We start from the raw sequence: 24275 nt of genomic DNA, 5'->3' as shown, positions 1-24275 counted from the left end.
ATATGATAGTTAATACTCACATACTTATGTCTCAGATCTTATATAAACACATTTCAAAAGATATGAATTTTAAGCTAGATAGGGTGGCATTTGGTTATGGTAATATAAAACCAGATTTTAACAATAAGGACATTAATCGCGAGCACACACTAGATGAAAGTTTATACGAAGTTAATAAATATTCTGAAGAATTGATGAGTAAAGATATTTCGATTAAAGAATTTTCAAAGTCTTTAGGAGTGATCTGTCACTTTGCTTGTGATTACTTTTGTTTATATCACAGGGAAGGTAATGAAAAAAAAGGTGTTATTGAACATATGGCTTATGAATCTATTTTGCATGTCAAATTACTAGCGATTCTTTTAAGGGGTAAGTTAAAACTTAACAATCATGAAATACTTGAAGTAAGTGTAGAAAATATAGCACTTAGTCTGCAAGAAAAATATAAATCAGAGTCAAACAGTTTAACAAAAGATATAACATATGCCTTAGCTGGAGCACTTCAAATTTCAGAATTGATAGTATGTTCAGCTCAATTTAATTACCAACAAAAGGGACTTAATATACCATCAAAATATCAATTAAATTAACTTAATATTGAAAATTATTAACAAAAAATTTAATTGTTTTATAATTTGAAGTATAATAACCGTGTTTTTAAGAATGCGGTTACATTTTTAGTGAATTTTTTGTGGTATAATGTATACTGTAAAGAAATAAGGAGGGTTATCAATGGCAATACTTTCATCCATTAAAGACGCTTTAAGTGCGAAGCAATATAAATCTGAGATTGAAAAATTAATCGAGGAAAATAAAAATTTAAAATATATAAAATTAACTCCAACTCAAATGGGAATGAGTAGGATTTTATCTAAAACAAAAGAACTCGAAGCAGAGCTTGAAGAATATGATAAGCTAATTTTAACAAAAACAAAGGCTATAGAGGAACTAAATGTAGACTATGGTAATCAAGCTACTTATCAAACAAGAGAATTCGAAGAAAAATCGAATGAATACGATCACAAAATCGAATTAAAAGATAAGGAACTTGAGGACAAGTCAATTGAAAATGATAATATAATAGAAAATAAAAAGAAAGAATATAATGATTTAATTGAGTTAAAAGGTAAAGAACTTGAAGATAAATCATCTGAATATGATAATTTAATAAACGGTAAGAAGGAAGAGTATGATAATTTAATTGAGTTAAAAGGTAAAGAGCTTGAAGATAAATCATCTGAATATGACGAATTCATTGCAAGTAAGAGCAAAGAATATGAAGATATTTTCAAACAAAAGTCTATTGAACTTGATCAGAAGTCAAGTGAATATGAGGTTTTAATAGAGAGTAAGACTAAATCTATTGAGGAACTTAATTTAGAATATAATAATACAAAAGCTTCTGTAGAGGATTTGAAATCTCAAATAATTAATTTAAATGGTGATGTATCGATGCAAGGTTTCGGTATTTATAAATCAGAATATAATTTAATGAATTCAGTTAAATGCTCTACTATGCTTGCAGAAATAAGGGAAAAGCAAGTTGCTATGATTAAATCTAAAGAAGCTATAGAATTTAAGCAGTGGATTATTGATGGAAATGTAAATGAAGATAATCAATCAGCAGGAGATATGACTGATGATATGATCAAATTAGTTGTTAGAATTTTTAATGATGAGTGTGATTCTATAATTAATAAGGTGAAATTCAGTAATATTGAAGCAATAGAAAAAAGAATAAAAAAATTCTTTGAAGATTTAAATAAGCTCGGGAATATAACACAAGTTAAAATATCACCTAAATATTTTAATACTAAATTAGAAGAACTTTACCTTTCTTATGAATATAAAGTAAAGGACCAAGAAGAAAAAGAACAAGAAAGTGAAACTATATAAAACCATAATTAGTGAGTTTTAGGCTATTGATTAGGAAATCAATAGTCTCTTTTTTTGAAATGAATAGTTTCTTTTTACAATTATGGCTATTTTATTAAACGATTCAAGTGTTATAATAATAATGGGGTGATAAAAATATGTCAAGAAAATATTTAAAAGTGTCTCTTTTTACAATCTTGGGTATAGCTTTAGTAGTAGGAGGAGCATTTATATTTACTATTTATACAAAAGTTGATAGTGCAACTAAAACCTTTGATACATACAAGAGTATGTGGGTAAAGCAGGATTTCAAAGCAATGTATAGTATGCTTTCAGTTAAAACTAAAGAAACAATAACGCAGAAACAATTCATAGATAAATACAATGCTATATATTCAGGAATTGAAGCAAAAAATATATCAATTAATGTTGAAAATGAAGATAAGATTAAAGATGGCAATAAAAAAAATCTTAAAATACAATTTTCAATGAATATGAATACCGCTGCAGGTCAATTAAAAATGCCAGGATACCAAGCAACGATGATAAAAGAAAAAGTTAATAAAAAAAATCAGTGGACAATAGTTTGGAATGAAAAAATGATATTACCTAGTATGGAAGTTGGAGATAAAGTTAAAGTTACTACATTGACAGCAATACGTGGCGAAATTTATGATAAAAATAAAAAACCACTTGCAATAAATGCTGACATTGTTACCCTTGGAATAAATCTTAATGATTTTGTAAAAGAAAAAGACAACAATATAATACAAATGGCTAAAATTTTAGATATAAATGCTTCAGTTATAGAAGATAAACTAAAAGCAAATAAAAATCCAGATGAGTTTATACCGATTATTAATATATTAAGTAGCGAAAAGGTTAAAATAGCTGGAGTTATGAAGATTAAAGGTGTATTACCTATGAGGCCTAAAGGTAGAATATATCCAGGAGGAGAAGCATTTGGTTCACTAATTGGATATATCGCACCAATAACCGCTGAAGAATTAGAAAATAATAAGGGTCAGGGTTATAGTTCATCAAGTCTAATAGGTAAGGCTGGTCTTGAACAAGTATATGAAAAAAGACTTAAAGGTGATAGTGGTGTAATAATCTCTATATCTAGGCAAAAGGATGGTAAAGCAATTAAACAGGATACAGTTCTAAAAAAAGTATCTAAAAATGGTGAAAATATTACATTATCAGTAGATGCACATCTTCAAACAAATATATATAAAGGAATGAATAAAGAGCCTGGAGCATCTGCGGCAATTAATCCCAAAACAGGTGAGGTACTAGCCTTAGTAAGCTCTCCTTCATATGATTCAAATGCATATACAACCTATAAATCTAATACTCAAATAGCAGCATGGAAATCAGAAAAAGAACCATTCAAAAATAGATTTAAAGTAGTGTATTCTCCAGGATCTACATTTAAACTTATTACTGCTGCAGTGGGTTTGGACAATGCAAAACTAAAGCCTGAAGAACTTATAAATATACAAGGTAAAAAATGGCAACCAGATAAATCATGGGGATCTAGCGTTGTTACCAGGGTAAGTGATAAGATAACGTCAGTTAATCTGAAAGATGCTTTTGTATACTCAGATAATATATATTTTGCACAAGCGGCACTTAAGATAGGTAAAGAAAATTTCATTAAGGGAGCGAGCAAATTCGGGATAGGTGAGAAGCTTCCTATAGATTACCCAATAGCAACATCGCAAGTAGCTAATAATAACATTATTAAAAATGATATTTCTTTAGCTGATACTGGTTATGGTCAAGGAGAAGTTCTTATGAGTCCACTCCAGGTTGCGTTATCTTATAGTGCTGTTGTTAATGAGGGGAATATTATGTCTCCAACACTTGAGAATTTTAATAAAAAGATAATATCAAAGGTGTGGAAGTCTAATGTTATATCTCAAAACAGTATAAAAACCTTAAAAGATGATCTTACGCAAGTTATAGAAGACCCGAATGGTACAGGTCATGGTGCTAAAATTAGTGGCGTAAATCTTGCAGGTAAGACTGGAACTGCAGAATTAAAAAAAGATGCTAAAGATGTTACAGCAGAAGAAAATGGTTGGTTTACATGCATGAATACAGATAATCCTAAAATAGTAATATCGATGATTATGGAAAATGTTAAAAACACAGGAGAAAGTCACCATGTGGTTCCTATAGTTAAAGGCATAATGGAAAGCTACTTAAAAGTAGCGTCAAAATAATATAATGAATTTTTAAGTAAATTATTATGTTCAAAAATTAAATATTATGTTACATTAAATATGTTAAAGATTTTATTATAAACATTAATTGTGTTTTTAGACAAGGAGGATATATATGGAATTAGAAATGAAGTTTCAAAAATTAAAAGATAATATTAAAGACTTGGGTAGTGTAGCAATAGCTTATTCAGGAGGTGTTGATAGCACTTTTTTACTAAAAGTAGCAGCAGATGTTTTAGGTAATAAAGTTATAGCAATTACTGCAAAGTCAACAACTTATCCTGAAAGAGAATTTAAGGAAGCTGTTAAATATATTGGAGACATCGGGGCAAAGCATATAGTTATAATTTCTGAGGAATTAGAAATTGAAGGGTTTGCTAAAAACCCAATTGATAGATGTTATTTTTGTAAAAAAGAACTTTTTTCAAAAGTTAGAAAAGTAGCTGATGAAAATAATATCAATGCAGTGCTTGATGGTTCTAATGCGGATGATGTTTCAGATTATAGACCAGGAATGAAGGCGGCTAACGAATTAAAAGTTATTAGTCCCTTAAAAGATGCTGGCCTTACAAAAGATAATATAAGAGAATTATCAAAAAGGCTAGGATTACCTACTTGGAACAAACCAGCCTTTGCATGTTTATCATCAAGGTTCCCATATGGTAACGAGATAACAGTTGAAAAATTAAGTATGGTTGAAAGAGCAGAACAATTTTTACTTGATTTAGGATTTAGACAGATAAGAGTAAGGCATCATGGAGATATAGCAAGAGTAGAGGTAAACGTACAGGAAAGAAATAAATTTTTTAATACAGAAATGATGGATAAGGTTGCAAATGAATTAAAAAGTATTGGTTTTAAGTATGTTACTCTTGATTTGTTAGGATATAGAACTGGAAGTATGAATGAAGTACTTAGTGAGAAAGAAAAGAATTCAGTAAAAGCCCTTGATTAAAATCAAGAGCTTTTTTACTTGTTTTATTTTTTTCTTAATCAATAGGAACGAGTTTTGGTAAGGTGTTTGCTCCATGGGGCATTATATATGTTTTTAAGTTTTTGCCTTTTTCTGCGTAGGTTAAATTTAAGGCCTCATCTATTGTTTTAACTATTTTAATCCCAGTACTTTTGAAAAATTTAGGATCTAAATTTGATACTACAATAAGATTGAAATGGTATGCAGTTTCACAAGAGAGGCATCCCACATGTTTTGATATAGTGTAACGTTCTCTTAAGGATTTTTCTCTATCAATTAAATTATCATAGTTAGCAAGCATAGCTCTAACATCATCATCGCCACCAAGTCCTTCACTGCACTGAGTTAATGTAATGATAGTCCCTCCAATTTTTGCAGCTTCCCTTGAATTCATAAGAAGTTTTGAAGATTGATAAAAATTAATATCTTTAGGATAACCACCGGCGGTTGCAATTACTAAATCAGCTTTTTCTTTTATATATGCACAGTCAGATTCATCAACATATCTTCTTCCTTGTGCATGCGCCTTAATACAATCACCTGCAACTGCCGCAGATATGTTTCCATAACTGTCCATTATTACATTGAACATAAAACTTGGCTTTACAAAGCCACAGGCTTCTTCCATATCTAAATGTACTGGGTTATTTATTATGTTCCCGCATGTAATTTCATCTCGAGTTCCTTCTCCCAAATTTTTATTAAGTGAAAGAGCATGATTTGCCATTATTGTTTCATATGATGCAATTCCAGGTAAAATTGATTTTTTTCCGCCAGACCAGCCTACTAGAAAATGATATACTATTCCTCCAGCAATTATAATATGGTCACATTCCATCGCTTTTTTATTAATAGAAACCGGTGTGCCAAAGCTAGTTTTACCTAGATAAATTAAATTATCTTTATCATGACAATCATGATCAATTATATTATATTTACCGTAAAGTGTTTCTCCTAGCAATTGTTTATATTCACTTTGGGTTTGTTTTCTATGAGAACCAGTAGCGCTAATAAATAATATATCTTTATCAACTATACCAGCTTTAGTAAGTTCAGCCACAATGAATGGAAGATATAAGGATGATTTTTGCCATGCCCTAGTAATATCAGGTATAACAATACAAATTTTTTCACCTGCATGTACTATTTCACTAAGTATAGGACTTGCTATAGGATTTTGTAATGCTTCTTTTATTACTTCTTCTTCGGTTTTGGAACACGTTGAAGGCGTATTATCAAGTACTCCAATAACATTTTTTTCGTTAATTGAAAACTTAACAGTGCCTCTTCCTTGTTTTAATTCAAACTCTTTCATGATTATTTCCTCCCATATTTTCTCTTTCTATACATTAAACATGAAATTTTAAATTATGTCAATGGAGGTCTTAGTTAAATTCTATATAAGGAAGTGCAATATAACAAATTTAAACGGCTATCGTTATTAAAAGATAAAGTAAAGCAATACGATTATATAAAATAAAGGCAAAAACAATAATCCGGAATTATTTGTATAATATTTCAAAACTATATACTAATTAACATATATATGGTAAACTGTATTTAGGTTAATCGTTTACTGAAAGGAAAATGGAAATTATGAATAGCACAATAAATAAGCCAACTATCAAGGATGTTGCAAAAAAAGCTAATGTCTCAGTAGCTACTGTTTCTAGAATACTTAATGATTTAGGTGGATATTCTGAGGAAACAAGGAAAAAGGTAGTTGCTATCGTTGAGAATATGGGATATCGTAGAAATGCCATTGCTAGAAACTTAAAAACAAAAACTAGTCATACTATAGGTGTATTGTTACCAAAGGTTGAAACTACTTTTTATGTGGAAATTCTAAATGGCATAGAGGAGATGTCGCATAAAAATAATTATAGTGTTTTTATTTGTAATACAGGTGTTAGTTGTAATCTAATGCCTTATTATCTAGATGTATTATCAGAAAGGCAGGTAGATGGTATTATTGTATGTAGTCTATCTCCTAAAGATGTGTATGACAAAAATATTATAGACACTAAAATACCTTGCATACTTGTATCGACATATTCACCTCGTTTTACTATTCCATATATTAAAGTGGACGACTTTCAAGCGGCTTACGCGGCTACTAGTTATTTAATAGAAAACGGACACACTAAAATAGCAATGATAGGTGGAGAAAAAGAGGACCCCATTGCTGGAATATCTCGTGTGCAAGGATATAGACAGGCGCTAAGACAATATAATCTTACTATTGATGAATCCCTTATAAAATATGGTGGTTTCAGTTTTAAAGGAGGTAAATGTTCTATGGAGGCACTTTTAAATGAAAATAAAAAATTCACTGCTATTTTTGCGGCTTGTGATGATAGTGCAGTTGGTGCAATGTTCATAGCTCATAAAAGAGGTATTTTAATTCCAGAGGATTTATCTATAATAGGGTATGATAACACGAAAGTATCAGAAATGTCTTATCCACCCTTAACTACTATATCTCAACCATCATATGAGATGGGTCAAAAATCAGTTGAAATGTTAATCAAAACCATTATAACTAATAAAAAAAGTGAAAGTATAATAATGCCTTTTGAAATTATTGAAAGGGAAAGTGTTAAAAAACTTTGATAGTTTTTTATACTGTTTACGTAATCGATTAACCCACTGATTATAAACAGTATAATTAATATAGAAATTATCAACAAAAATTTAAGGGGGTATAAAAATGAATAAAAAATCAAAATCTTTAGTATCATTAATGCTTACTTTAGCATTAGGGTCTTCTTTATTAGTAGGTTGTTCATCATCAGATAGTAGTTCTAATACTGGTGGGAAAGTTAAATTAGAGGTATTTTCTAATAAACCAGAAAATAAGACCATATATCAAAGTATGATCAAAGATTTTCAGACTAAAAATCCCAATATTCAAATTGTGCTTAACGCTCCACCAGATTCAGGAACTGTTTTAAAAACAAGACTTACTAAAAATGATATGCCTGATGTATTAAGTATGGGTGGCGATAGTTTATATGGTGAACTTGCAACTAATGGTGTTCTTTTAGACCTTAGTAAGGAAAGCTTTATTAATAATATACAGCCAGCTTACACTAAGCAAATGAGTGATCTTCTAACAAATGGAGACAAAACTTCATTTGGAGTACCTTATGCAACAAATGCTGGTGGAGTTTTATATAACAAAGAAAAATTTGTAAAACTAGGTTTGAAAATACCAAAAACGTGGGATGAGTTTATTACGCTTTCGAAAAAAATAAAAACTAGTGATGAAACCCCATTTTATCTAACACTTAAAGATGCTTGGACAGGTATGTGTTTCTGGAATATACTAGCCTCTGATATTGCTCCAAAAACATTTCTTGCTGATAGAAAAACTGATAAAACTACATTTGCAGCTACTCATTCAGAGATAGCAGATAAAATGCTTGAAATTATTAAATATGGTCAAAAAGACATATATGGAATGGGATACAATGATGGTAACAAAGCATTTGCTCAAGGAAAATCAGTAATGTATCTTCAAGGTAATTGGGCAATTTCAGATATTAAAAAAATAAATCCAAATATCAAACTAGGAATGTTCCCATTACCAGCAACTAATGATATAACTAAAAATAAGATTAATTCAGGTGTTGATGTATTGCTTGCAATAACAAAAAATTCTAAACATCCTGCAGAAGCTAAAAAATTTATTGAATTCATGTTACAAAAGGAAAATGCACAAAAATATATAAATGATCAGTTCGCATTTTCAGCTATTAAAGGTGTTGAACAAAAGGATGAAAGTGTTACAGATTTAGCAGCTAACTTTAAAAAAGGAGAAATCGGAAGTTTCCCTGATCACTATTACCCAACTGGTTTAGACACAGCATCTATTGTACAAGGTTTTCTTACTAAAAAAGACAAAGCAGCCTTTTTAAAGAAGCTTGATACAGAGTATGATAGAAATAATAAAAAATAGATATTAATGTAGTATAGAGAAATAAAGTACAAATATTTCTCTATACTATAACTTCTTAAAAAGTAATTATCCATAGAAAAAGGAGAGTGAATTAATTGAAAAAAAACAAACGAATGATCTTTTATATTATGACAATTCCTGCTTTAATATTATTTTTTACTTTCCATACACTACCATTAATAAAAGGCATCCTGTATAGTTTTACTGACTGGAATGGCTATGGAGATTGGAAGTTCATAGGTCTTAAAAATTATTTGAACCTTTTTCAAGATGACACTATTAGAAATGCTTATGGTTTTACCTTTAAATTTGCAATACTTACAACTATAATTGTTAACGTGATAAGTTTAGCTATAGCCATTGCTTTAAATTCAGCTATTAAATTTAAGAATGCTTTAAGAGCAATATTTTTTCTGCCAAATATACTAGGAGTTTTAATAGTTGGTTTTATATTTAATTATGTATTTGCTCAATTATTACCACAGCTTGGTACATATTTGAATATTCCTATTTTAAGTTCTAATATACTTGGAAATCCAGATCTTGCTTGGCTGGGTATAGTATTTGTGGCATCATGGCAGTCCATAGCCTTTAGTACTATAATATATATTTCAGGACTTCAAACTATCGACCAAGATATTTATGAGGCAAGTGATATTGATGGTGCTAACAAGTGGCAAACCTTTAGGAAAATAACATTTCCATTAATAGCTCCTTTTTTTACAATAAATATGGTATTGAGTTTAAAAGGTTCTTTAATGGTATTTGACCAAATTGTTGCAATGACAGGTGGAGGTCCTGGTAATGCCACTCAGTCAATTGCTTGGGTGATTTTTCATTTTGGATTTTCAGGGGGAAATTTTGCATATCAATCTGCAGATGCTGTACTTTATTTTATTGTAATTGTAACAATTTCACTTTTCCAACTGAAAGTACTTGCAAAACGGGAGGTTGATTTATAATGAAGAAAAAGAAAATTAGTTTGGTTCTTACTTTAACAATGATAATCTTAGCAGGAATATTTATATTATTTCCACTATACATTCTAATAAGCACTTCATTAAAATCCCCTCAAGATATGATTAATTCTACACTCTCATTACCATCAAAATTTCATTTTGATAATTTTACACAGGCAATCAAAATAACTAATTTTTTTGATGCATTTGGAAATAGTGCAGTAATAACTTTTGTTTCTGTATTATTTATTATAATTACAAATTCAATGGTATCTTATGCAATAGCAAGAAATAGGGATGTAAAGTTTTTTAATATCCTTTACTACTATTTTATAAGTGCTATGTTTGTACCATTTCAAATAATAATGTTACCACTGGTAAAACAAGTAAGTTCATTTCAACTTGATAATATACCGGGGATTATAGTTCTTTATATTGTTTATGGGTTGCCCTTTAATATTTTCTTGTACGTAGGGTATTTAAAGTCCCTTCCTAAGTCATTAGAAGAGGCTGCTACAATAGATGGAGCTTCAACTTGGCAAATATTCTTTCGTATAATATTCCCCTTATTAAAACCGATAAATGCTACTATAGGAATATTATCCTTTTTAGGAACTTGGAATGATTTTATGCTTCCGCTTATTATATTAAGTAAACCTGCGCAGGCAACATTACCTCTAGTACAGTACGTTTTTCAAGGGCAATTTAGCACAAATTATAATTTAGCTTTTGCATCTTATCTTTTAGCACTAGCACCAATCATAATAGTATATATATTTGCTCAGAGATTTATTATAAGTGGTGTAACTAACGGAGCAATAAAACAATAGAAAGAAGGAGATTTTATGAATAAATATTGGTGGAAAGAAAGCGTAGTTTATCAAATTTACCCAAGAAGCTTTAAAGATAGTGATGGAGATGGCATTGGAGACTTGAGAGGAATAACCGAAAAACTTGGTTATCTTAAGAAACTTGGAATTGATGTACTATGGTTATCTCCTGTTTATGAATCTCCAAATGACGATAATGGATATGATATAAGTAACTACCAGGGAATAATGAAAGAATTCGGAACCATAGAAGATTTTGATATATTGCTAGAAGAGGCACATGAAAGAAAAATTAAGATAATGATGGATCTTGTAATAAATCATAGCTCTGATGAACATCAATGGTTTATTGAAAGTAAGAAATCAAAAACAAATAAATATAGAGATTATTACATTTGGAGGAACGGAAAAGATGGATTACCACCAAATAATTGGGGAGGTTGTTTTGGAGGATCTGCTTGGGAATTAGATCCTCAAACACAAATGTATTACCTACACTTATTTTCAAAAAAACAACCGGATTTAAACTGGGAAAACAAAAACCTAAGAAAAGAAATATTTGGTATGATGAAATGGTGGTTAGAAAAAGGAATTGATGGCTTTCGTATGGATGTTATTAATATGATTGGAAAAGATCAAAGCTATCCCGATAGTATTATTAATGGAATTAGTAGCTTTGCGGATCCAGGTAATTTTAGTAGGAATCATCCAAAAGTTCATGATTATTTACGAGAAATGAACAAAGAAGTATTAAGTAAGTATGATATCATAACTGTTGGTGAAGCTCCGGATGTTACGCCTTCACAAGCAATTCAATATGTTGGTGAAGATAGGAATGAACTAAACATGGTGTTTGAATTTGAACATATGAGTGTGGGTGATGGACCCGAAGGAAAATGGGGCAAAACAACTTTTGACCTTGGTGAATTTAAAACCATTATGTCAAAATGGCAAAGCAAGCTTGAGGGTAAGGGTTGGAATAGTCTTTACTTAAATAACCATGACCAACCAAGAATGGTTTCTCGTTTTGGAAATGACAGTAGATATAGAATTGAATCTGCTAAAATGTTAGCGACTTTTCTTCATATGCTTACAGGTACTCCATATATTTATCAAGGTGAGGAAATAGGTATGACTAATGTGAAATTCCATAGTATTAATGATTATAGAGATATAGAAACTCTAAATGCTTATAAAGATTTCACAAAAGGCGGTAAAAAGAGCCATGATGATATTATGGATGCCATTTATAAGAGGGGTAGAGATAATGCTAGAACACCATTTCAGTGGGACGACAAAAATAATGCAGGTTTTACAGATGGAACTCCGTGGATAAAGGTAAACCCAAACTACAAATATATTAATGCACAGGCGCAATTAGATGATGAAAATTCAATCTTTAATTATTATAAAAAACTTATAATGTTACGAAAGACACATGAAATAATTGTATATGGAGATTATAATTTAATTCTAGAAGATAACAAGGATATTTATGCATATACAAGGAAATTAAATGATGAAATGTTGTTAGTAATATGTAATTTTTATGAAAATATTGCTAAATTTTCGATCCCTAATAGCATAAAATATGATCATAAAAAGCTTCTAATATCAAATTATATAGTACTTACCGAATCAATAGAGACAATTATGCTTAAACCTTATGAAGCAAGAGTATACCTATTAAAAAATAAATTATAAAATAGTTTATATTAGTAACTATTTTATCATTAATATAGTTTTAATAAATGATTTATTATAATAAGAAAGTTATGGTCTAGAGCTTATAAAAATGACCATAACTTTATATTTTTTTATAAACTAAAACTTGAAAAAGCAATATATGAGAAGTATTGAGCAATTCATGGGGAGTAATTAAAGTTGAAATGTTATAAAATAGTAAATGTAAACGATAGATAATTAAAAACTAGTCCAATATATATTAAAGAGAAAGGGTGAGATTGTATGGATAAGAAATTAAGAGTTGGAATAATAGGATGTGGGGGCATAGCTAATGGAAAACACATGCCGAGCCTCGCTAAGATAGCAGAAATAGAAATGGTCGCTTTTTGCGATATAATAATAGAGAAAGCAGAGGCTGCTGCAAAAGAATATGGAAGCGATGGAGCGAAGGTTTATGTAGATTATAAAGATCTTCTAAAGGATGATACTATTGACGTTGTTCATGTTTGTACTCCAAATAGATCACATAGCGTTATAACAATTGATGTATTGGAAGCTGGTAAACACGTTATGTGTGAAAAGCCAATGGCAAAGACTTCTAAGGAAGCAAGAGAAATGTTAGAGGCTGCAAAGAGAACAGGTAAAAAGCTTACTATCGGATATCAAAATAGATTTAGAGCAGATTCTAGATATCTTAAAACAACATGTGAAAATGGTGGGCTTGGAGATATATATTTTGCAAAGGCACATGCTATTAGAAGAAGAGCAGTTCCAACTTGGGGAGTATTTTTAAATGAATTTGAGCAAGGAGGAGGACCATTAATAGACATTGGAACTCATGCTTTAGATCTAACGCTTTGGATGCTTGACAATTATAAGCCTAAGTATGTTGTGGGAAATGTATATCATAAGCTAAGTAAAAAAGAAAATGCTGCTAATGCATGGGGTCCATGGGATCCAAAAAAATTTACAGTAGAAGATTCCGCATTTGGGTTCATTACTATGGAGAATGGTGCTACTATAGTTATTGAATCAAGCTGGGCATTAAATACCTTAGATGTTGGAGAAGCTCAGACAAGCCTATGTGGAACTGAGGGTGGGGCTGACATGACTGATGGTCTTAAAATAAATGGAGAAAATCTAGGTAGGCTATATGAAACTAAAGTTGATTTTGGTTCAAATGGAGTTGCATTTAATGAAGGAATTTCTGAAGATCCAGCAGATGTTGAAGCTAGATCTTGGATTGATTGTATTTTATATGATACGGAGCCAATAGTAAAACCTGAACAAGCGTTAGTTGTTACAGAAATTTTAGAAGCAATATATGAGTCATCAAAAACCGGAGAGCCAGTTTATTTTAATAAATAATAAATAATAAATAAAGGTTGGTGTAGATTATGAGTTTACCAATAGCACTTCAATTATATAGTATTAAAGATGAAACAGAGAAAAATTTTTCGCGTTCGTTAGAGAAAGTATCACAAATAGGGTATAACGGAGTAGAATTTGCTGGATACGGTGGTCTATCAAGTTCAAAACTTAAGGTATTACTTCAAGAACTAGGTCTTAAAGTTTGTGGAAGTCATGTAAGTTTAGCTGAATTAACGAATAACATTGATAAAGTTATAGAATATAGTTTAGAAATCGGTAATCCTTATATAATATGTCCTTATGCTACATATAAAAATAAGGATGATTATGAGAAGATGGCAGAAACACTTAATGCTTTAGCTCTAAAGTGCAGTGAAAAGGGAATACTTCTAGGTTATCATAATCATGGACATGAATTTCAAAAATTTAATGGAGAATATGGATTAGATATTATATATAAAGATACTAATGCTAAACTTGTGAAAGCCGAAATAGATACTTATTGGGTAAAACATGCAGGGCTTGACCCCGTTGAATATATAAAAAAACATGCAGGACGTTGTGATCTTATTCATATAAAAGATATGGAAATAGTAGATGGGGAAAAACGTTCAACTGAAGTTGGAAATGGAATTATGGATATTAAATCTATAATCATGGAATCTGAAAAACAAGGGGCTAAATGGCTTATTGTTGAACAAGAATTTTTTAACAAACCAAGTTTTGTAAGTGTAGAAATTGGATTTAAAAATTTAAAGAAATTAGTTGAGGAGGGTATTTAATATGTATATAGGATTATTAACGGGTTGCCTTGGTGGGATTCCTCTAAAGGAAAAGGCAAAGTGGGCAAGTAAGCATGGGTTTAAGGCTTTAGAACTTTCTTGTTGGCCAAGGACTAATAGTCGTGATTATTCAGGAAGTGAGATAGATGTAGCTAATTTTACAAAGGCTGAAGCGGAAGAAATAAAGTTATATTTTAAAGAATATGGGCTTACAATATCTTCAATTGCTTATTATGATAATAATTTAGATAGAGATCTTAAAAAAAGAAAATTTATCAACAATCATTTTAAAAAATGTGTTGATGCCGCTGTGTTATTAGGTGTATCATCTGTTGGAACTTTTATTGGCAAAAATACAGACAAGTCCTTAGAAGAAAATTTTGATGAGTTTGAAGTGGTATTTAAAGAGTTGGTTAAATACGCAGAAGATAGAGGTATAAATGTAGTAATTGAAAATTGTCAAATGAACGGATGGCAAGAAAAAGGAGTACCAGGAACTATTTCATTTACACCAGAGTTATGGAGAGAAATGTTTAGAAGAGTTCCAAATAAGAATTTTGGATTAAATTATGATCCATCGCATTTACATGCAATGTTAATTGACTATATAACTCCAATAAAAGAATTCAAAAATAGAATATTTCATGTGCATGCAAAAGATGCGCAGGTGTTTGAAGATAAATTAAGAACTTATGGAATATTTAATAAACAGTTAAATGTAAACAATGAGGATTTTGGATATTGGAGATATAGAATGCCTGGACTCGGAGATATTAATTGGGGAACGTTAATTAATGAGCTAAAAGAAATTGGATATGACGGAGTTGTAAGTATTGAACATGAGGACCCACTTTATGAAGGTAGTGAAGAAAAGGTTAAAGAAGGACTACAACTTGGAATAGATTATCTTAAAAAATTAATATAGAGTTATTTAGGAGATGTTGATATGAAAATATTAAATGTAGCTATTATTGGGTGTGGAAATATATTTCCCATGCATGCCCAATCTATAAAAGAAATTGAAAATGCAAAAATTGTTTCAGTTTGCGACATTAAAGAGGAAAGGGCAAAGGCAAAAGCTGATCAATATAAGTGTAATTATTATACTGACTATAAGGAAATGCTTTCAAAGGAAGATATTGATGTAGTGCATATATGTCTTCCACACTTCCTCCATGCACAAGTGGCAATATACGCTTCTAACCTTGGGAAGCATATATTAACTGAGAAACCTATGTCTATAAAACTCTCAGATGCAGAAGCTATGGTTAAAACTGCTAAAGATAATAAGGTTACACTTGGAGTTATATTTCAAAATAGATATAATCCTGGATCCAGACTTATAAAAGATACATTAAAATCAGGAGAACTTGGTGAGATACTAGGAGGAAAACTTGAAGTCACATGGAAACGAACAGACGAATACTATAGCAATAGTGACTGGAAGGGTACTTGGGACATGGAAGGTGGTGGAGTCATTATAGATCAAGCTATTCATACCATGGACCTTATGAGATGGTTTGTGAATAGTGACATTGATTACATAGATGCAAACACAAGCAATAGAGCTCATAAAATTATTCAGGTTGAGGATTCTGCAGAAGGGGTTATTAAATATAAAAACGGAGTAGTAACTGCATTTCATGCCATTAATTATTATACTTATGATGCACCAGTAAAAATTGAACTTCATTGTGAGAAAGGTATGGTTAATATGGTGGGAGATAAAGCTGATATAAAATTTAACGATGGTAGAGAGTTAATTGCAGATAATAACCCGAATGATACTTTTGATTATGGAAATGGAGCAAAGGGATATTGGGGAACAAGCCATACAAAACAGATAAAAAATTATTACGCATCTATTAGTGCTGAATTACAACCTGATATAGCAGGAGAGGATGCAATAAAAACTCAAAAAATGATATGCGCTATATATGAATCAGGAAGGAAAAGAGTTAGAATTAAGTTGTAATAATTCTAAGAACATAGAAATATTTTAATATTTAATAAACGTAGGAGGAGATTATGCGTGGTAGTTTTGAAAAGACAGTACTAGAACCGGATTTCCCATTTAGATTATTTTTAAATGATGGCCTAGATAGCACACCTCATCATTGGCATGAAGACATTGAAATTATTTATCTTGTAGAAGGTAGTGTTAAAGTAGGAATAGGTAATGATTTATACCATCTTAAAAAGAGAGAAATATTAATAATAGGTCCAGGAGAGGTGCATTTCTTCTTGAAAGAAATGCAACCCAGCAATAGGGCCGTTATACAGTTTAGAATGTCTATTTATGATGCTTTTCTTTCTGGATCAAAGGATATTAGAACTATAAAACCTATGTTTACTCATTCTAAATATTTAACACCAGGCACTGAGATTCATACCCTCATGGAAAAACAAATACAGCAACTTATCAATGAGAATACTGCTGCTAAAGAAGGCTATAAACTTATTATGAAAGCTAGACTTTACGACTTGGCTGGAATATTAATTAGATATATGCCTAAATGTGAGTATTCGGCGCAGGCTGAGAGTCGTCAAATCGAAAAGCTTCAAAGATTAGATAAAGTATTTCAATATGTAGACAAATACTATCAAACTAATATTAACCTGGAGGAGATTTCTAAGGTTGCTGGTTTTAGTTTATATTACTTCACAAGATTTTTCAAAGAAAACACTGGTGTCACATTTATTGAGTATTTAAATAATTTTAGAATAACTAAAGCGGAATGGCATCTTATGGAGGAAGAGGACTCCATTACGGAAGTAGCATATAAGTCAGGTTTCAATAGCATTAAAACTTTTAATAGAGTATTTAAAAACTTAAAAGGTTGCGCCCCAATGCAATATAAGAAACGTGTTAAATAGTTTTTTGCATTTTAACGATAATTCATTTGTAATAGCTACACCAAATTATCTGAATTTATTGTAAGCAGTTATAGCCTATGGTAGACTAAGTTAAAAATAACAGGCGTGGACTTTTTGTATCTATGTTCTTTAATTCAAATACGATATTTATGGGTCTGCCAGTTAATCTGGCATTATTTGGAGAAAAGAGTGTGCCTTATGTATTACTTTATTATATTGCTAATACAACATTCTTTTGGACCATAGGTGTATATGAAATAACTAAAGATGGAAACATGGAAACTAAAAAAAAGTTTTCAATGAAATTTATCAGAAAAATATTATCTCTACCGCTAATTGGTTTTATTTTTGGAATACTTCTAGTTTTATTGAATGTTAAATTGCCTTTATTTCTTATGGATACAAGTAAAAGCTTGGGAAGTATTACAACTCCATTATCCATGTTTTTTATCGGCGCATCTATTTATTTAGTAGATTTAAAGTCAGTAAAATTTAGTTTAGATATAATTTGGGTATTAATAGGCAGATTTGTGATATCACCAATACTTGTAATACTAATTGCACCAGTGTTCCATATACCACATCTTATGGCATCAGTTTTTGTTATACAGGCCGCTATGCCAGTTATGGCAAATTCAGCTATAATCGCAAGGGCTTACAATTCTGATTATGATTTTGCTTCATTAATGATAGCAATTTCAACGGTAGGTACTTTAATAGTAATCCCGATCTTAATGGCCTTATTGTAGAATATTATTAATTTACTGAGTCAATTTTGCTTTAAATTGTTCAAGAGTAAAATTTGAATTAACAAAAATTCTACCTAATGAATAAATATTGTTAGTTTTATCTATTAAACCAAATTCTGTTGAAAAAGCTAATTTATAACCTGCTTGTTTTGCAGCTTTTATAGTATTTAGAGTGTATCCCCCATAAGGATATGCTATGTAATCAATTTGTCTATTTAAAATTTTTTCTAATTTCATTTTTGAATTTTTCATTGTATTCAAACTATCTATATATGATATTTTATCTAAGTGTTCATGAGATGAGGTATGACTTTCTATTCTTACATTATTAGAATCCATTAATTTTATTTCTTTGGAAGTTAAATAATTTTGGTCGTAGTCAATAGTATTAGTAATTACAAATACAGTAGCTTTTTGGTTGAATTCTTTTAATATAGGATATGCATTCGTATAGTTATCCTTGTACCCATCATCAAAGGTTATAACTATAGGTTTACTCGGTAAATTTCCCCCTGTCTTCATATAGCTATAAAGCTCATCTAAGGTTATTGTTGTATAATTGTTATCTTTAAGGTATTTCATTTGGCTTGTAAATTTCACTTTAGGAAGCCTAAGTATATTTCCTTTTTCATAACTTATAGAATGATACATTAAGATTGGTATTTTAATATTATTTAAAGAATCAACAGATTTATGGATAAAAACAGGTTTTACACTAGCTTGTTTAATTGTTTTTGCTGCATTAATCGTAGTTATTTCTTTATGTATAATCAAACCATAAGATTTGTAGAGTAGACCTATAGATCCTATTAGAATAGCAATTATAATTATTAATGGCGTTTTTTTATGCAAATTCATATTATCCCCCATTTTATATTTATTTTAATATAAGTATGGTAGATATGTGAAAACAATATGCGTTTATTCTAAATAAACATTATTTAGAATTTTTAATATCAATAACTTTTTCAGAATGGATATAAAGAATATAGTCAGAATTCCATTTTTCATATTTTTTATCATTACGATGATCTGATAATTTATAATTCGATTTTAAATATTTACCAAAATTCACTGTAACTTTATTGGATCCAAAGATATTTAGGTGCCCAATGTTAACCATATCTTTTTTAAAATCAAAACCTAATTCTATTGTCATTTTGTTATAATTAATAAACGGAATGTTATTTAATTTTGTTATTTCAGCAACCTTATTAAACATCTTTGCAGGCTGACTCACCCAAATTTTTGACCCAGATGTTTGACTATAATCATGTGGAGCATTGGTGAAAATTAATTTGAATTTTTCTTTTTTAGATAAAGCAATCATTTTATTTAAATATGCTTCAGTCTTTGGTGGAAGAGGTGATTTTTCTGTCGTCAAAGAATTTGAAGCATTCGCTTTCCCATACAAATCATGACTAGCGTTAAAGCCTTTTCTATAATATGTTTCATCAGTATCAAAATTAAAATCCGTCTCTGTTAGTTCTTTCCAACGATCATGATATTTGAAAATAGGAAAAAAATAATTGAGCCATTGGTCATTTGGTGTAGTATTAAGAATAGCTTGTACCTTATTCATAGAAAACTTAATGTTATCCAAAGCAGTTCTTGTATAACCCTCGTCACCAAATTTAGTAGTTGAGCCTAAATAATATAAATCTACTACTACGATCGGATTTTTATGCTTTTTCAAAACTTCTTTTAATAAATAGTAGGTTACATCTATTGGTTGACCTCCAGTAGCGTAGTCAAAGCTTGTTATTCCAAACTGTTTCCATAATACGTTTGGATTTATTAAAGCATCCATATGGCTTGAACCTAATAACACCACATCAAATGAATCGCCTGTATTAGTATATAAACCTTGCGTAAGTTTAGCACGATGATTTGTTTTTACAATAAAAATGTAATCAAGAGTTACAATAAGGATCAATAATATAATTACAAAACTAATTCCTTTTAAAAATGACTTTTTAAGCATGCAAAATCCTCCTAAAATTGTGAATAGATAAACTGTTGCATGCTGTATCCAGGTCCATACAATCCAAAAATTAAAATGACTAAAGCTGCACCTACATACGTTATCCATCTAAACATTATGTTTTGTTTTGCTAGTACATTTCGTAAATTTTTTGTTCGGCGCAATATATCTACTGTTAGAACTAAAATTATACCAACAAGTGCAAATTGAAAATCTTTTGAATCTAATCCCAGTTTGAAAATAGAACCATTAATAAGTACCCAAGGATTAAAATAAAAAATGTTTTTAATTATTGTTATAGCCGTTGATAATGAACTAGCTCTAAAAAATATCCAAGCAAAATTGACAAGCATAAAAGTTATAAATACTTGAAAAAATTTAAAACTAAAAACTTCTGTTTTAATTTTAAGAGTTTTTACTATTCTTTTTCTTAAGGGTTTAGTAAAATTCTCTGTAATCTGATAAATTCCGTGAAGTCCACCCCAAATAATAAAATTAAAGGTAGCTCCATGCCATAAACCACTTATTAGGAATACAATCATAATATTATAATTATCCCTTGATTTTCCAGATATATTTCCACCTAGTGGAAAATATAAATAGTCTTTAAACCAGCTAGTTAGTGATATGTGCCAGTTGCTCCAAAATTCTTTTATTGTTTTTGATAAGTAAGGTTGGTGAAAATTATTAGTTACCTTAAAACCTAAGACCTCTACAGCACCCCTTGCTATATCTGAATATGACATAAAATCACAGTAAATTTGAAAACTGAAAAACAATGTAGCTATAAAAATTGTAAAACCTTTATAGTTATTAGGGCTTTTGTACACAGTGTTAATAAGTACTGCTAATCTATCTGATATTACTATTTTGATGAAAACACCCCATAACATTAGCAATAGACCGTTTTTAACTCTATCATAATTAAAACTATGATTCTCGTCAAATTGATGTAACATATTTTTAGATTTTTCAATAGGACCTGCAACTACTTGAGGAAAGAATGATACAAATAAAGCAAATTTTCCTATGTTCTTTTCAGCACGAACATCTTTTCTATAAACATCTACAGTATAGCTGAGAGCTTGAAGGGTATAGAATGATATACCTAAAGGCAGTAAATATTCAAAAGATGGTGCATGATTTGATATGCTAAATACATGGAGTAACCGCGATAAACTCTCATTAAAAAAATTATAATATTTGAACAAAAATAATATACCAAAATTAATAGAAAAGCTTGCGAAAACCCACATTTTTTTCAATTGAATAGATTTTTTTTCATTACTTATTTTATTTGCATTTTCAATTAATAAACCACTTAAATATGTGATGATAGTTGATGCAGCTATTAATATTTCATATTTAGGATTTAAAACCATATAAAAGAAATAACTGCATATTAGCAGCCAAAACCATTGAAATTTATGTGGTAGTACATAATATAAAATAGAAGCCATAAAAAAAAATATTAAGAACTTTATTGAAGTGAATAGCATCATATACCTTCTTTCTACTAAAAAACGATAATTATAGACATAATACTACAATTTATATCTAATAAATGTATTATAACAGAATACACAATAAAAAGACTCTTTTATTTAACAGAATTTTTTTATAAAAATGGGAAACAATATAAGAAACGTTGTAAAAATATTAATTTTATTTAGGAGGGTTATTATGAATTATTTAAGTGGAGTTTCAAAAATCAATAAATACAAAGAAAAAAAGAAAAAAAAGGTAAACTTAGTAAAAGGTTTTGCACTCTTATCACTTATAGGTATTGTTATAGGCGGGGTTACTAAAAGATTATTAGCTCAAAGCCGAATAGAGGAGAAAAATGATATTGATGTCACCGAGCCTAAAACTGATAATGAAGATATAAACACTAAGAGAAATGAGATTAAACATACCTTGGAAGAATTCGGTGATGAAGTTGTAGGCGATGTAGGGGTTGCAATGGAGAAAGCACTTGATGGATTAGAATTAAAAAAACAAAAAGAGGAGTAAAAACATACAAAATATGAAAGAGTAAAGTCATATATAGTTTACTTAGAGTACTAAAAAATAACAAACATAGCTTGCATAAAAGTTGCAAAGCTCTGTTTGTTATAATAGTTTTAAAACGCAATATTTATATGCTTAATTAGTTAGGTTAATATATTAGATCTTTCTACCTTTTTCATTAAGAAATGTTGTTAATCTTTCTTCAGTTGAATTAATAATAAGTTCTTCAGGCATATGTATTTCTGTAAGCATCTTTTCAGCAACAGAAAAATTTGCAATAGAATAACAGAAATGAGCATCACTATTTACAATGATTTTTACTCCAAATTCCATACAAAGTTTTGCAATATTAGTACAATTTTTGTCACTACCTATTCTAGAAGATACAAAAGAACTGTTATTTATTTCTACTAATATATTTTTCTGCTTTGCTTTTTTAACTATTTCTTCTTCATGAATAGGGAATTTTGGATTACCCATGTGTCCCAAAATATTTACATAAGGATTATCCATAGCTTTTAGAATAATTGCTGTATTAAAGTCTGTACTTTTTCCGCCTTCCATTAGAGGCTCATGCATACTTATTATCATGACATCGAGATTGTGTTGAAGTTCCGAGGAAATATCTAAATTACCTTCAGAATCAATTATATTTGCTTCGCATCCATAAAGCATTTTAACTCCAAACAACTTTCTTGGGAGTACTTTAAAATTACCAAAATACCAAGCATCAGGAGCACCAGGCATATTAGGTCCATGGTCTGTAACTCCTAATATTTTAAGACCTATTTCACTAGCATATTTTGCATTTTCCATTAAAGTACTATACGCATGACCACTAACTACAGTATGTGTATGTAAATCTGCGACAAATTTCATAAAAAATCTCCTTTAATTTCTATTTGTATATCTTTAATTATATACCAAGATTCAAACTAATGCCAAAATCATATTGTTTTATATTACTCTGAAATTACAACCATAAACAATTAGACTTATTACTACTAGAATAAACAATGTTATAATATAGATTATTTCAAATAAATTTCCAGCATCAGAACCGGTTGTAATATGAGGCGGTAATTTAACTTTAAATTTGCCTACTTTTTCTAATATACAAACAAAATCATTACGAATCCCTATTTTTTTCAATAATAAAGCAATAAATCTTGGTGAAGAGAGGATTGGTACACCTTCCTTTGTAAATATATCACCCCAATAAATATGGCTTATATATCCTACAAAAAAACATCCTGTTAAATATTCATAACCTAATTTATTAAAAATGTATGAAGCTGAAATAGTAAAAACAATTACTCCCTCAATTGAGTGTAAAAAACTCCTATGAGGGAATACAGCAATACATATTAATAAGACACAGATAATATATATATATATATCATTCGTATTTGATATGTTGTATAACGCTAATACAACGCTTGATGCAACATATGTTAAAAACATGTTAGTTTTTTTAAAATCATTTAATCCTTTATTTATTAATGATGACAACTTCTTATATAATAGTCCAATTATAGGGATTTTCTTATAAACTTTCTCATTAGACATACCTATAACCAGAAAAATAAAGGCCAGAAAATATGTATATAGTTTAGAATAACTACCTATAAAGTTTATTCTTGTTAATTGCGATATAATCGCTGTTGAATATATTAGTGTTAGTGCACAAAGTCCAATACCAAGAAATAATCTTAATAATAATTTTAATAGCTTTTCTATGTTATTTACTGCTTTATTACTTCTACCTGTAAGTGGACTCATATGGTTTATCTTACTATTTTGACTATCTGCATCAACAAGTAATCCAGCAAGAGATGCCGTGCAAAGACCTACAAGACTTATTCCCATTGAAACATGAATATATTTATTATTGAATAGTGTCATTGAATTAATTATGGGTACTGTTGCTGTTATTGCGTATGATAACATTGCTATCTTTTGATGTGACCGCCCATTCATCTTATGT

At 29.7% G+C, this 24275-nt stretch carries 21 protein-coding genes and 1 pseudogene; 16 read left to right on the top strand and 6 right to left on the bottom strand.

What is annotated here, in order from left to right; all coding sequences use genetic code 11:
• Positions 1 to 2: 2 nt before the first annotated feature.
• From Q0649_RS04830 to larE, 4 genes are all read left to right on the top strand, one after another.
• Complete coding sequence (locus tag Q0649_RS04830; protein WP_298838166.1) at positions 3 to 590, top strand: zinc dependent phospholipase C family protein; 588 nt, start codon at positions 3 to 5, stop codon at positions 588 to 590.
• 142 nt (positions 591 to 732) lie between these two features.
• Positions 733 to 1896 carry a DUF4041 domain-containing protein gene (locus tag Q0649_RS04825; RefSeq protein ID WP_298838163.1) on the top strand — a complete coding sequence of 388 codons (1164 nt, stop codon included), beginning with the start codon at positions 733 to 735 and terminating at the stop codon, positions 1894 to 1896.
• Between the two features lie 137 nt (positions 1897 to 2033).
• Positions 2034 to 4106 (top strand): penicillin-binding transpeptidase domain-containing protein, encoded by a 2073-nt coding sequence (locus Q0649_RS04820; RefSeq protein ID WP_298838160.1) that lies wholly within the window; start codon positions 2034 to 2036, stop codon positions 4104 to 4106.
• Between the two features lie 115 nt (positions 4107 to 4221).
• Complete coding sequence (larE, locus tag Q0649_RS04815) at positions 4222 to 5061, top strand: ATP-dependent sacrificial sulfur transferase LarE (protein WP_298838157.1); 840 nt, start codon at positions 4222 to 4224, stop codon at positions 5059 to 5061.
• A 34-nt stretch (positions 5062 to 5095) separates the two neighbouring features.
• Here the strand turns inward: larE and larA are convergent, their stop codons facing one another.
• Positions 5096 to 6394 carry a nickel-dependent lactate racemase gene (larA, locus tag Q0649_RS04810; protein ID WP_298838152.1) on the bottom strand — a complete coding sequence of 433 codons (1299 nt, stop codon included), beginning with the start codon at positions 6392 to 6394 and terminating at the stop codon, positions 5096 to 5098.
• 281 nt (positions 6395 to 6675) lie between these two features.
• On the opposite strand from larA, the gene Q0649_RS04805 reads away from it, so the two are divergent.
• The 11 genes and pseudogenes from Q0649_RS04805 to Q0649_RS04755 all read left to right on the top strand — a co-directional run.
• On the top strand, positions 6676 to 7692 hold the full coding sequence (locus Q0649_RS04805) for a LacI family DNA-binding transcriptional regulator (RefSeq protein ID WP_298838149.1): 1017 nt from the start codon (positions 6676 to 6678) through the stop codon (positions 7690 to 7692).
• 97 nt (positions 7693 to 7789) lie between these two features.
• The gene (locus tag Q0649_RS04800) at positions 7790 to 9040 is read left to right on the top strand and encodes an ABC transporter substrate-binding protein (RefSeq protein WP_298838146.1); all 1251 of its coding nucleotides are present in this window, start codon (positions 7790 to 7792) and stop codon (positions 9038 to 9040) included.
• A gap of 113 nt (positions 9041 to 9153) precedes the next feature.
• Entirely contained in the window at positions 9154 to 10002 is an 849-nt protein-coding gene (locus Q0649_RS04795; RefSeq protein WP_298838268.1) for a carbohydrate ABC transporter permease, read from the top strand.
• Positions 10002 to 10829 (top strand): carbohydrate ABC transporter permease, encoded by an 828-nt coding sequence (locus Q0649_RS04790; RefSeq protein WP_298838144.1) that lies wholly within the window; start codon positions 10002 to 10004, stop codon positions 10827 to 10829. The genes Q0649_RS04795 and Q0649_RS04790 overlap by 1 nt, the downstream gene beginning before the upstream one ends.
• Before the next feature lie 15 nt (positions 10830 to 10844).
• A complete protein-coding gene (locus tag Q0649_RS04785) occupies positions 10845 to 12533 on the top strand; it encodes an alpha-glucosidase (protein WP_298838141.1) in 1689 nt (562 codons plus the stop codon).
• A gap of 264 nt (positions 12534 to 12797) precedes the next feature.
• Positions 12798 to 13883: a Gfo/Idh/MocA family protein gene (locus Q0649_RS04780; protein ID WP_298838139.1), complete on the top strand. Its 1086-nt coding sequence runs from the start codon at positions 12798 to 12800 to the stop codon at positions 13881 to 13883.
• Positions 13884 to 13912: 29 nt separating this feature from the next.
• Entirely contained in the window at positions 13913 to 14668 is a 756-nt protein-coding gene (locus Q0649_RS04775) for a sugar phosphate isomerase/epimerase (protein WP_298838135.1), read from the top strand.
• A 1-nt stretch (position 14669) separates the two neighbouring features.
• Positions 14670 to 15593, top strand: a complete 924-nt coding sequence (locus tag Q0649_RS04770) for a sugar phosphate isomerase/epimerase (protein ID WP_298838132.1) — start codon at positions 14670 to 14672, stop codon at positions 15591 to 15593.
• Positions 15594 to 15614: 21 nt separating this feature from the next.
• Positions 15615 to 16643 carry a Gfo/Idh/MocA family protein gene (locus Q0649_RS04765; RefSeq protein ID WP_298838129.1) on the top strand — a complete coding sequence of 343 codons (1029 nt, stop codon included), beginning with the start codon at positions 15615 to 15617 and terminating at the stop codon, positions 16641 to 16643.
• A 53-nt stretch (positions 16644 to 16696) separates the two neighbouring features.
• On the top strand, positions 16697 to 17545 hold the full coding sequence (locus Q0649_RS04760) for an AraC family transcriptional regulator (protein WP_298838126.1): 849 nt from the start codon (positions 16697 to 16699) through the stop codon (positions 17543 to 17545).
• 113 nt (positions 17546 to 17658) lie between these two features.
• Positions 17659 to 18294, top strand: a pseudogene (locus tag Q0649_RS04755) (AEC family transporter); the annotation flags it as partial.
• A gap of 12 nt (positions 18295 to 18306) precedes the next feature.
• On the opposite strand, the gene Q0649_RS04750 reads toward Q0649_RS04755, so the two are convergent.
• The 3 genes from Q0649_RS04750 to Q0649_RS04740 all read right to left on the bottom strand — a co-directional run bounded on the left by Q0649_RS04750 (position 18307) and on the right by Q0649_RS04740 (position 21660).
• Positions 18307 to 19152, bottom strand: a complete 846-nt coding sequence (locus Q0649_RS04750; RefSeq protein ID WP_298838121.1) for a polysaccharide deacetylase family protein — start codon at positions 19150 to 19152, stop codon at positions 18307 to 18309.
• Positions 19153 to 19231: 79 nt separating this feature from the next.
• Positions 19232 to 20278 (bottom strand): hypothetical protein, encoded by a 1047-nt coding sequence (locus tag Q0649_RS04745; protein ID WP_298838118.1) that lies wholly within the window; start codon positions 20276 to 20278, stop codon positions 19232 to 19234.
• An 11-nt stretch (positions 20279 to 20289) separates the two neighbouring features.
• Positions 20290 to 21660 (bottom strand): MBOAT family protein, encoded by a 1371-nt coding sequence (locus Q0649_RS04740; protein ID WP_298838115.1) that lies wholly within the window; start codon positions 21658 to 21660, stop codon positions 20290 to 20292.
• Between the two features lie 301 nt (positions 21661 to 21961).
• On the opposite strand from Q0649_RS04740, the gene Q0649_RS04735 reads away from it, so the two are divergent.
• Complete coding sequence (locus Q0649_RS04735; RefSeq protein ID WP_298838112.1) at positions 21962 to 22291, top strand: hypothetical protein; 330 nt, start codon at positions 21962 to 21964, stop codon at positions 22289 to 22291.
• Between the two features lie 153 nt (positions 22292 to 22444).
• Here the strand turns inward: Q0649_RS04735 and Q0649_RS04730 are convergent, their stop codons facing one another.
• Both Q0649_RS04730 and Q0649_RS04725 read right to left on the bottom strand, forming a co-directional pair.
• Positions 22445 to 23167 (bottom strand): phosphatase, encoded by a 723-nt coding sequence (locus Q0649_RS04730; RefSeq protein WP_298838109.1) that lies wholly within the window; start codon positions 23165 to 23167, stop codon positions 22445 to 22447.
• A gap of 78 nt (positions 23168 to 23245) precedes the next feature.
• Positions 23246 to 24275: metal-dependent hydrolase (locus Q0649_RS04725; protein ID WP_298838106.1), on the bottom strand; the 1030-nt coding region annotated here is incomplete at its 5' end.

It is taken from the genome of uncultured Clostridium sp. (assembly GCF_937920395.1).
GTDB lineage: Bacteria > Bacillota > Clostridia > Clostridiales > Clostridiaceae > Clostridium_AD.
This window is presented reverse-complemented; position numbering and strand designations above follow the sequence as displayed.

Excerpts from the sequence above, each read along its gene's own strand:
- Q0649_RS04830 (WP_298838166.1), top strand. The coding sequence starts at position 3 with ATGATAGTTAATACTCACATACTTATGTCTCAGATCTTATATAAACAC.
- Q0649_RS04825 (WP_298838163.1), top strand. The coding sequence starts at position 733 with ATGGCAATACTTTCATCCATTAAAGACGCTTTAAGTGCGAAGCAATAT.
- Q0649_RS04820 (WP_298838160.1), top strand. The coding sequence starts at position 2,034 with ATGTCAAGAAAATATTTAAAAGTGTCTCTTTTTACAATCTTGGGTATA.
- larE (WP_298838157.1), top strand. The coding sequence starts at position 4,222 with ATGGAATTAGAAATGAAGTTTCAAAAATTAAAAGATAATATTAAAGAC.
- larA (WP_298838152.1), bottom strand. The coding sequence starts at position 6,394 with ATGAAAGAGTTTGAATTAAAACAAGGAAGAGGCACTGTTAAGTTTTCA.
- Q0649_RS04805 (WP_298838149.1), top strand. The coding sequence starts at position 6,676 with ATGAATAGCACAATAAATAAGCCAACTATCAAGGATGTTGCAAAAAAA.
- Q0649_RS04800 (WP_298838146.1), top strand. The coding sequence starts at position 7,790 with ATGAATAAAAAATCAAAATCTTTAGTATCATTAATGCTTACTTTAGCA.
- Q0649_RS04795 (WP_298838268.1), top strand. The coding sequence starts at position 9,154 with ATGATCTTTTATATTATGACAATTCCTGCTTTAATATTATTTTTTACT.
- Q0649_RS04790 (WP_298838144.1), top strand. The coding sequence starts at position 10,002 with ATGAAGAAAAAGAAAATTAGTTTGGTTCTTACTTTAACAATGATAATC.
- Q0649_RS04785 (WP_298838141.1), top strand. The coding sequence starts at position 10,845 with ATGAATAAATATTGGTGGAAAGAAAGCGTAGTTTATCAAATTTACCCA.
- Q0649_RS04780 (WP_298838139.1), top strand. The coding sequence starts at position 12,798 with ATGGATAAGAAATTAAGAGTTGGAATAATAGGATGTGGGGGCATAGCT.
- Q0649_RS04775 (WP_298838135.1), top strand. The coding sequence starts at position 13,913 with ATGAGTTTACCAATAGCACTTCAATTATATAGTATTAAAGATGAAACA.
- Q0649_RS04770 (WP_298838132.1), top strand. The coding sequence starts at position 14,670 with ATGTATATAGGATTATTAACGGGTTGCCTTGGTGGGATTCCTCTAAAG.
- Q0649_RS04765 (WP_298838129.1), top strand. The coding sequence starts at position 15,615 with ATGAAAATATTAAATGTAGCTATTATTGGGTGTGGAAATATATTTCCC.
- Q0649_RS04760 (WP_298838126.1), top strand. The coding sequence starts at position 16,697 with ATGCGTGGTAGTTTTGAAAAGACAGTACTAGAACCGGATTTCCCATTT.
- Q0649_RS04750 (WP_298838121.1), bottom strand. The coding sequence starts at position 19,152 with ATGAATTTGCATAAAAAAACGCCATTAATAATTATAATTGCTATTCTA.
- Q0649_RS04745 (WP_298838118.1), bottom strand. The coding sequence starts at position 20,278 with ATGCTTAAAAAGTCATTTTTAAAAGGAATTAGTTTTGTAATTATATTA.
- Q0649_RS04740 (WP_298838115.1), bottom strand. The coding sequence starts at position 21,660 with ATGGTTTTAAATCCTAAATATGAAATATTAATAGCTGCATCAACTATC.
- Q0649_RS04735 (WP_298838112.1), top strand. The coding sequence starts at position 21,962 with ATGAATTATTTAAGTGGAGTTTCAAAAATCAATAAATACAAAGAAAAA.
- Q0649_RS04730 (WP_298838109.1), bottom strand. The coding sequence starts at position 23,167 with ATGAAATTTGTCGCAGATTTACATACACATACTGTAGTTAGTGGTCAT.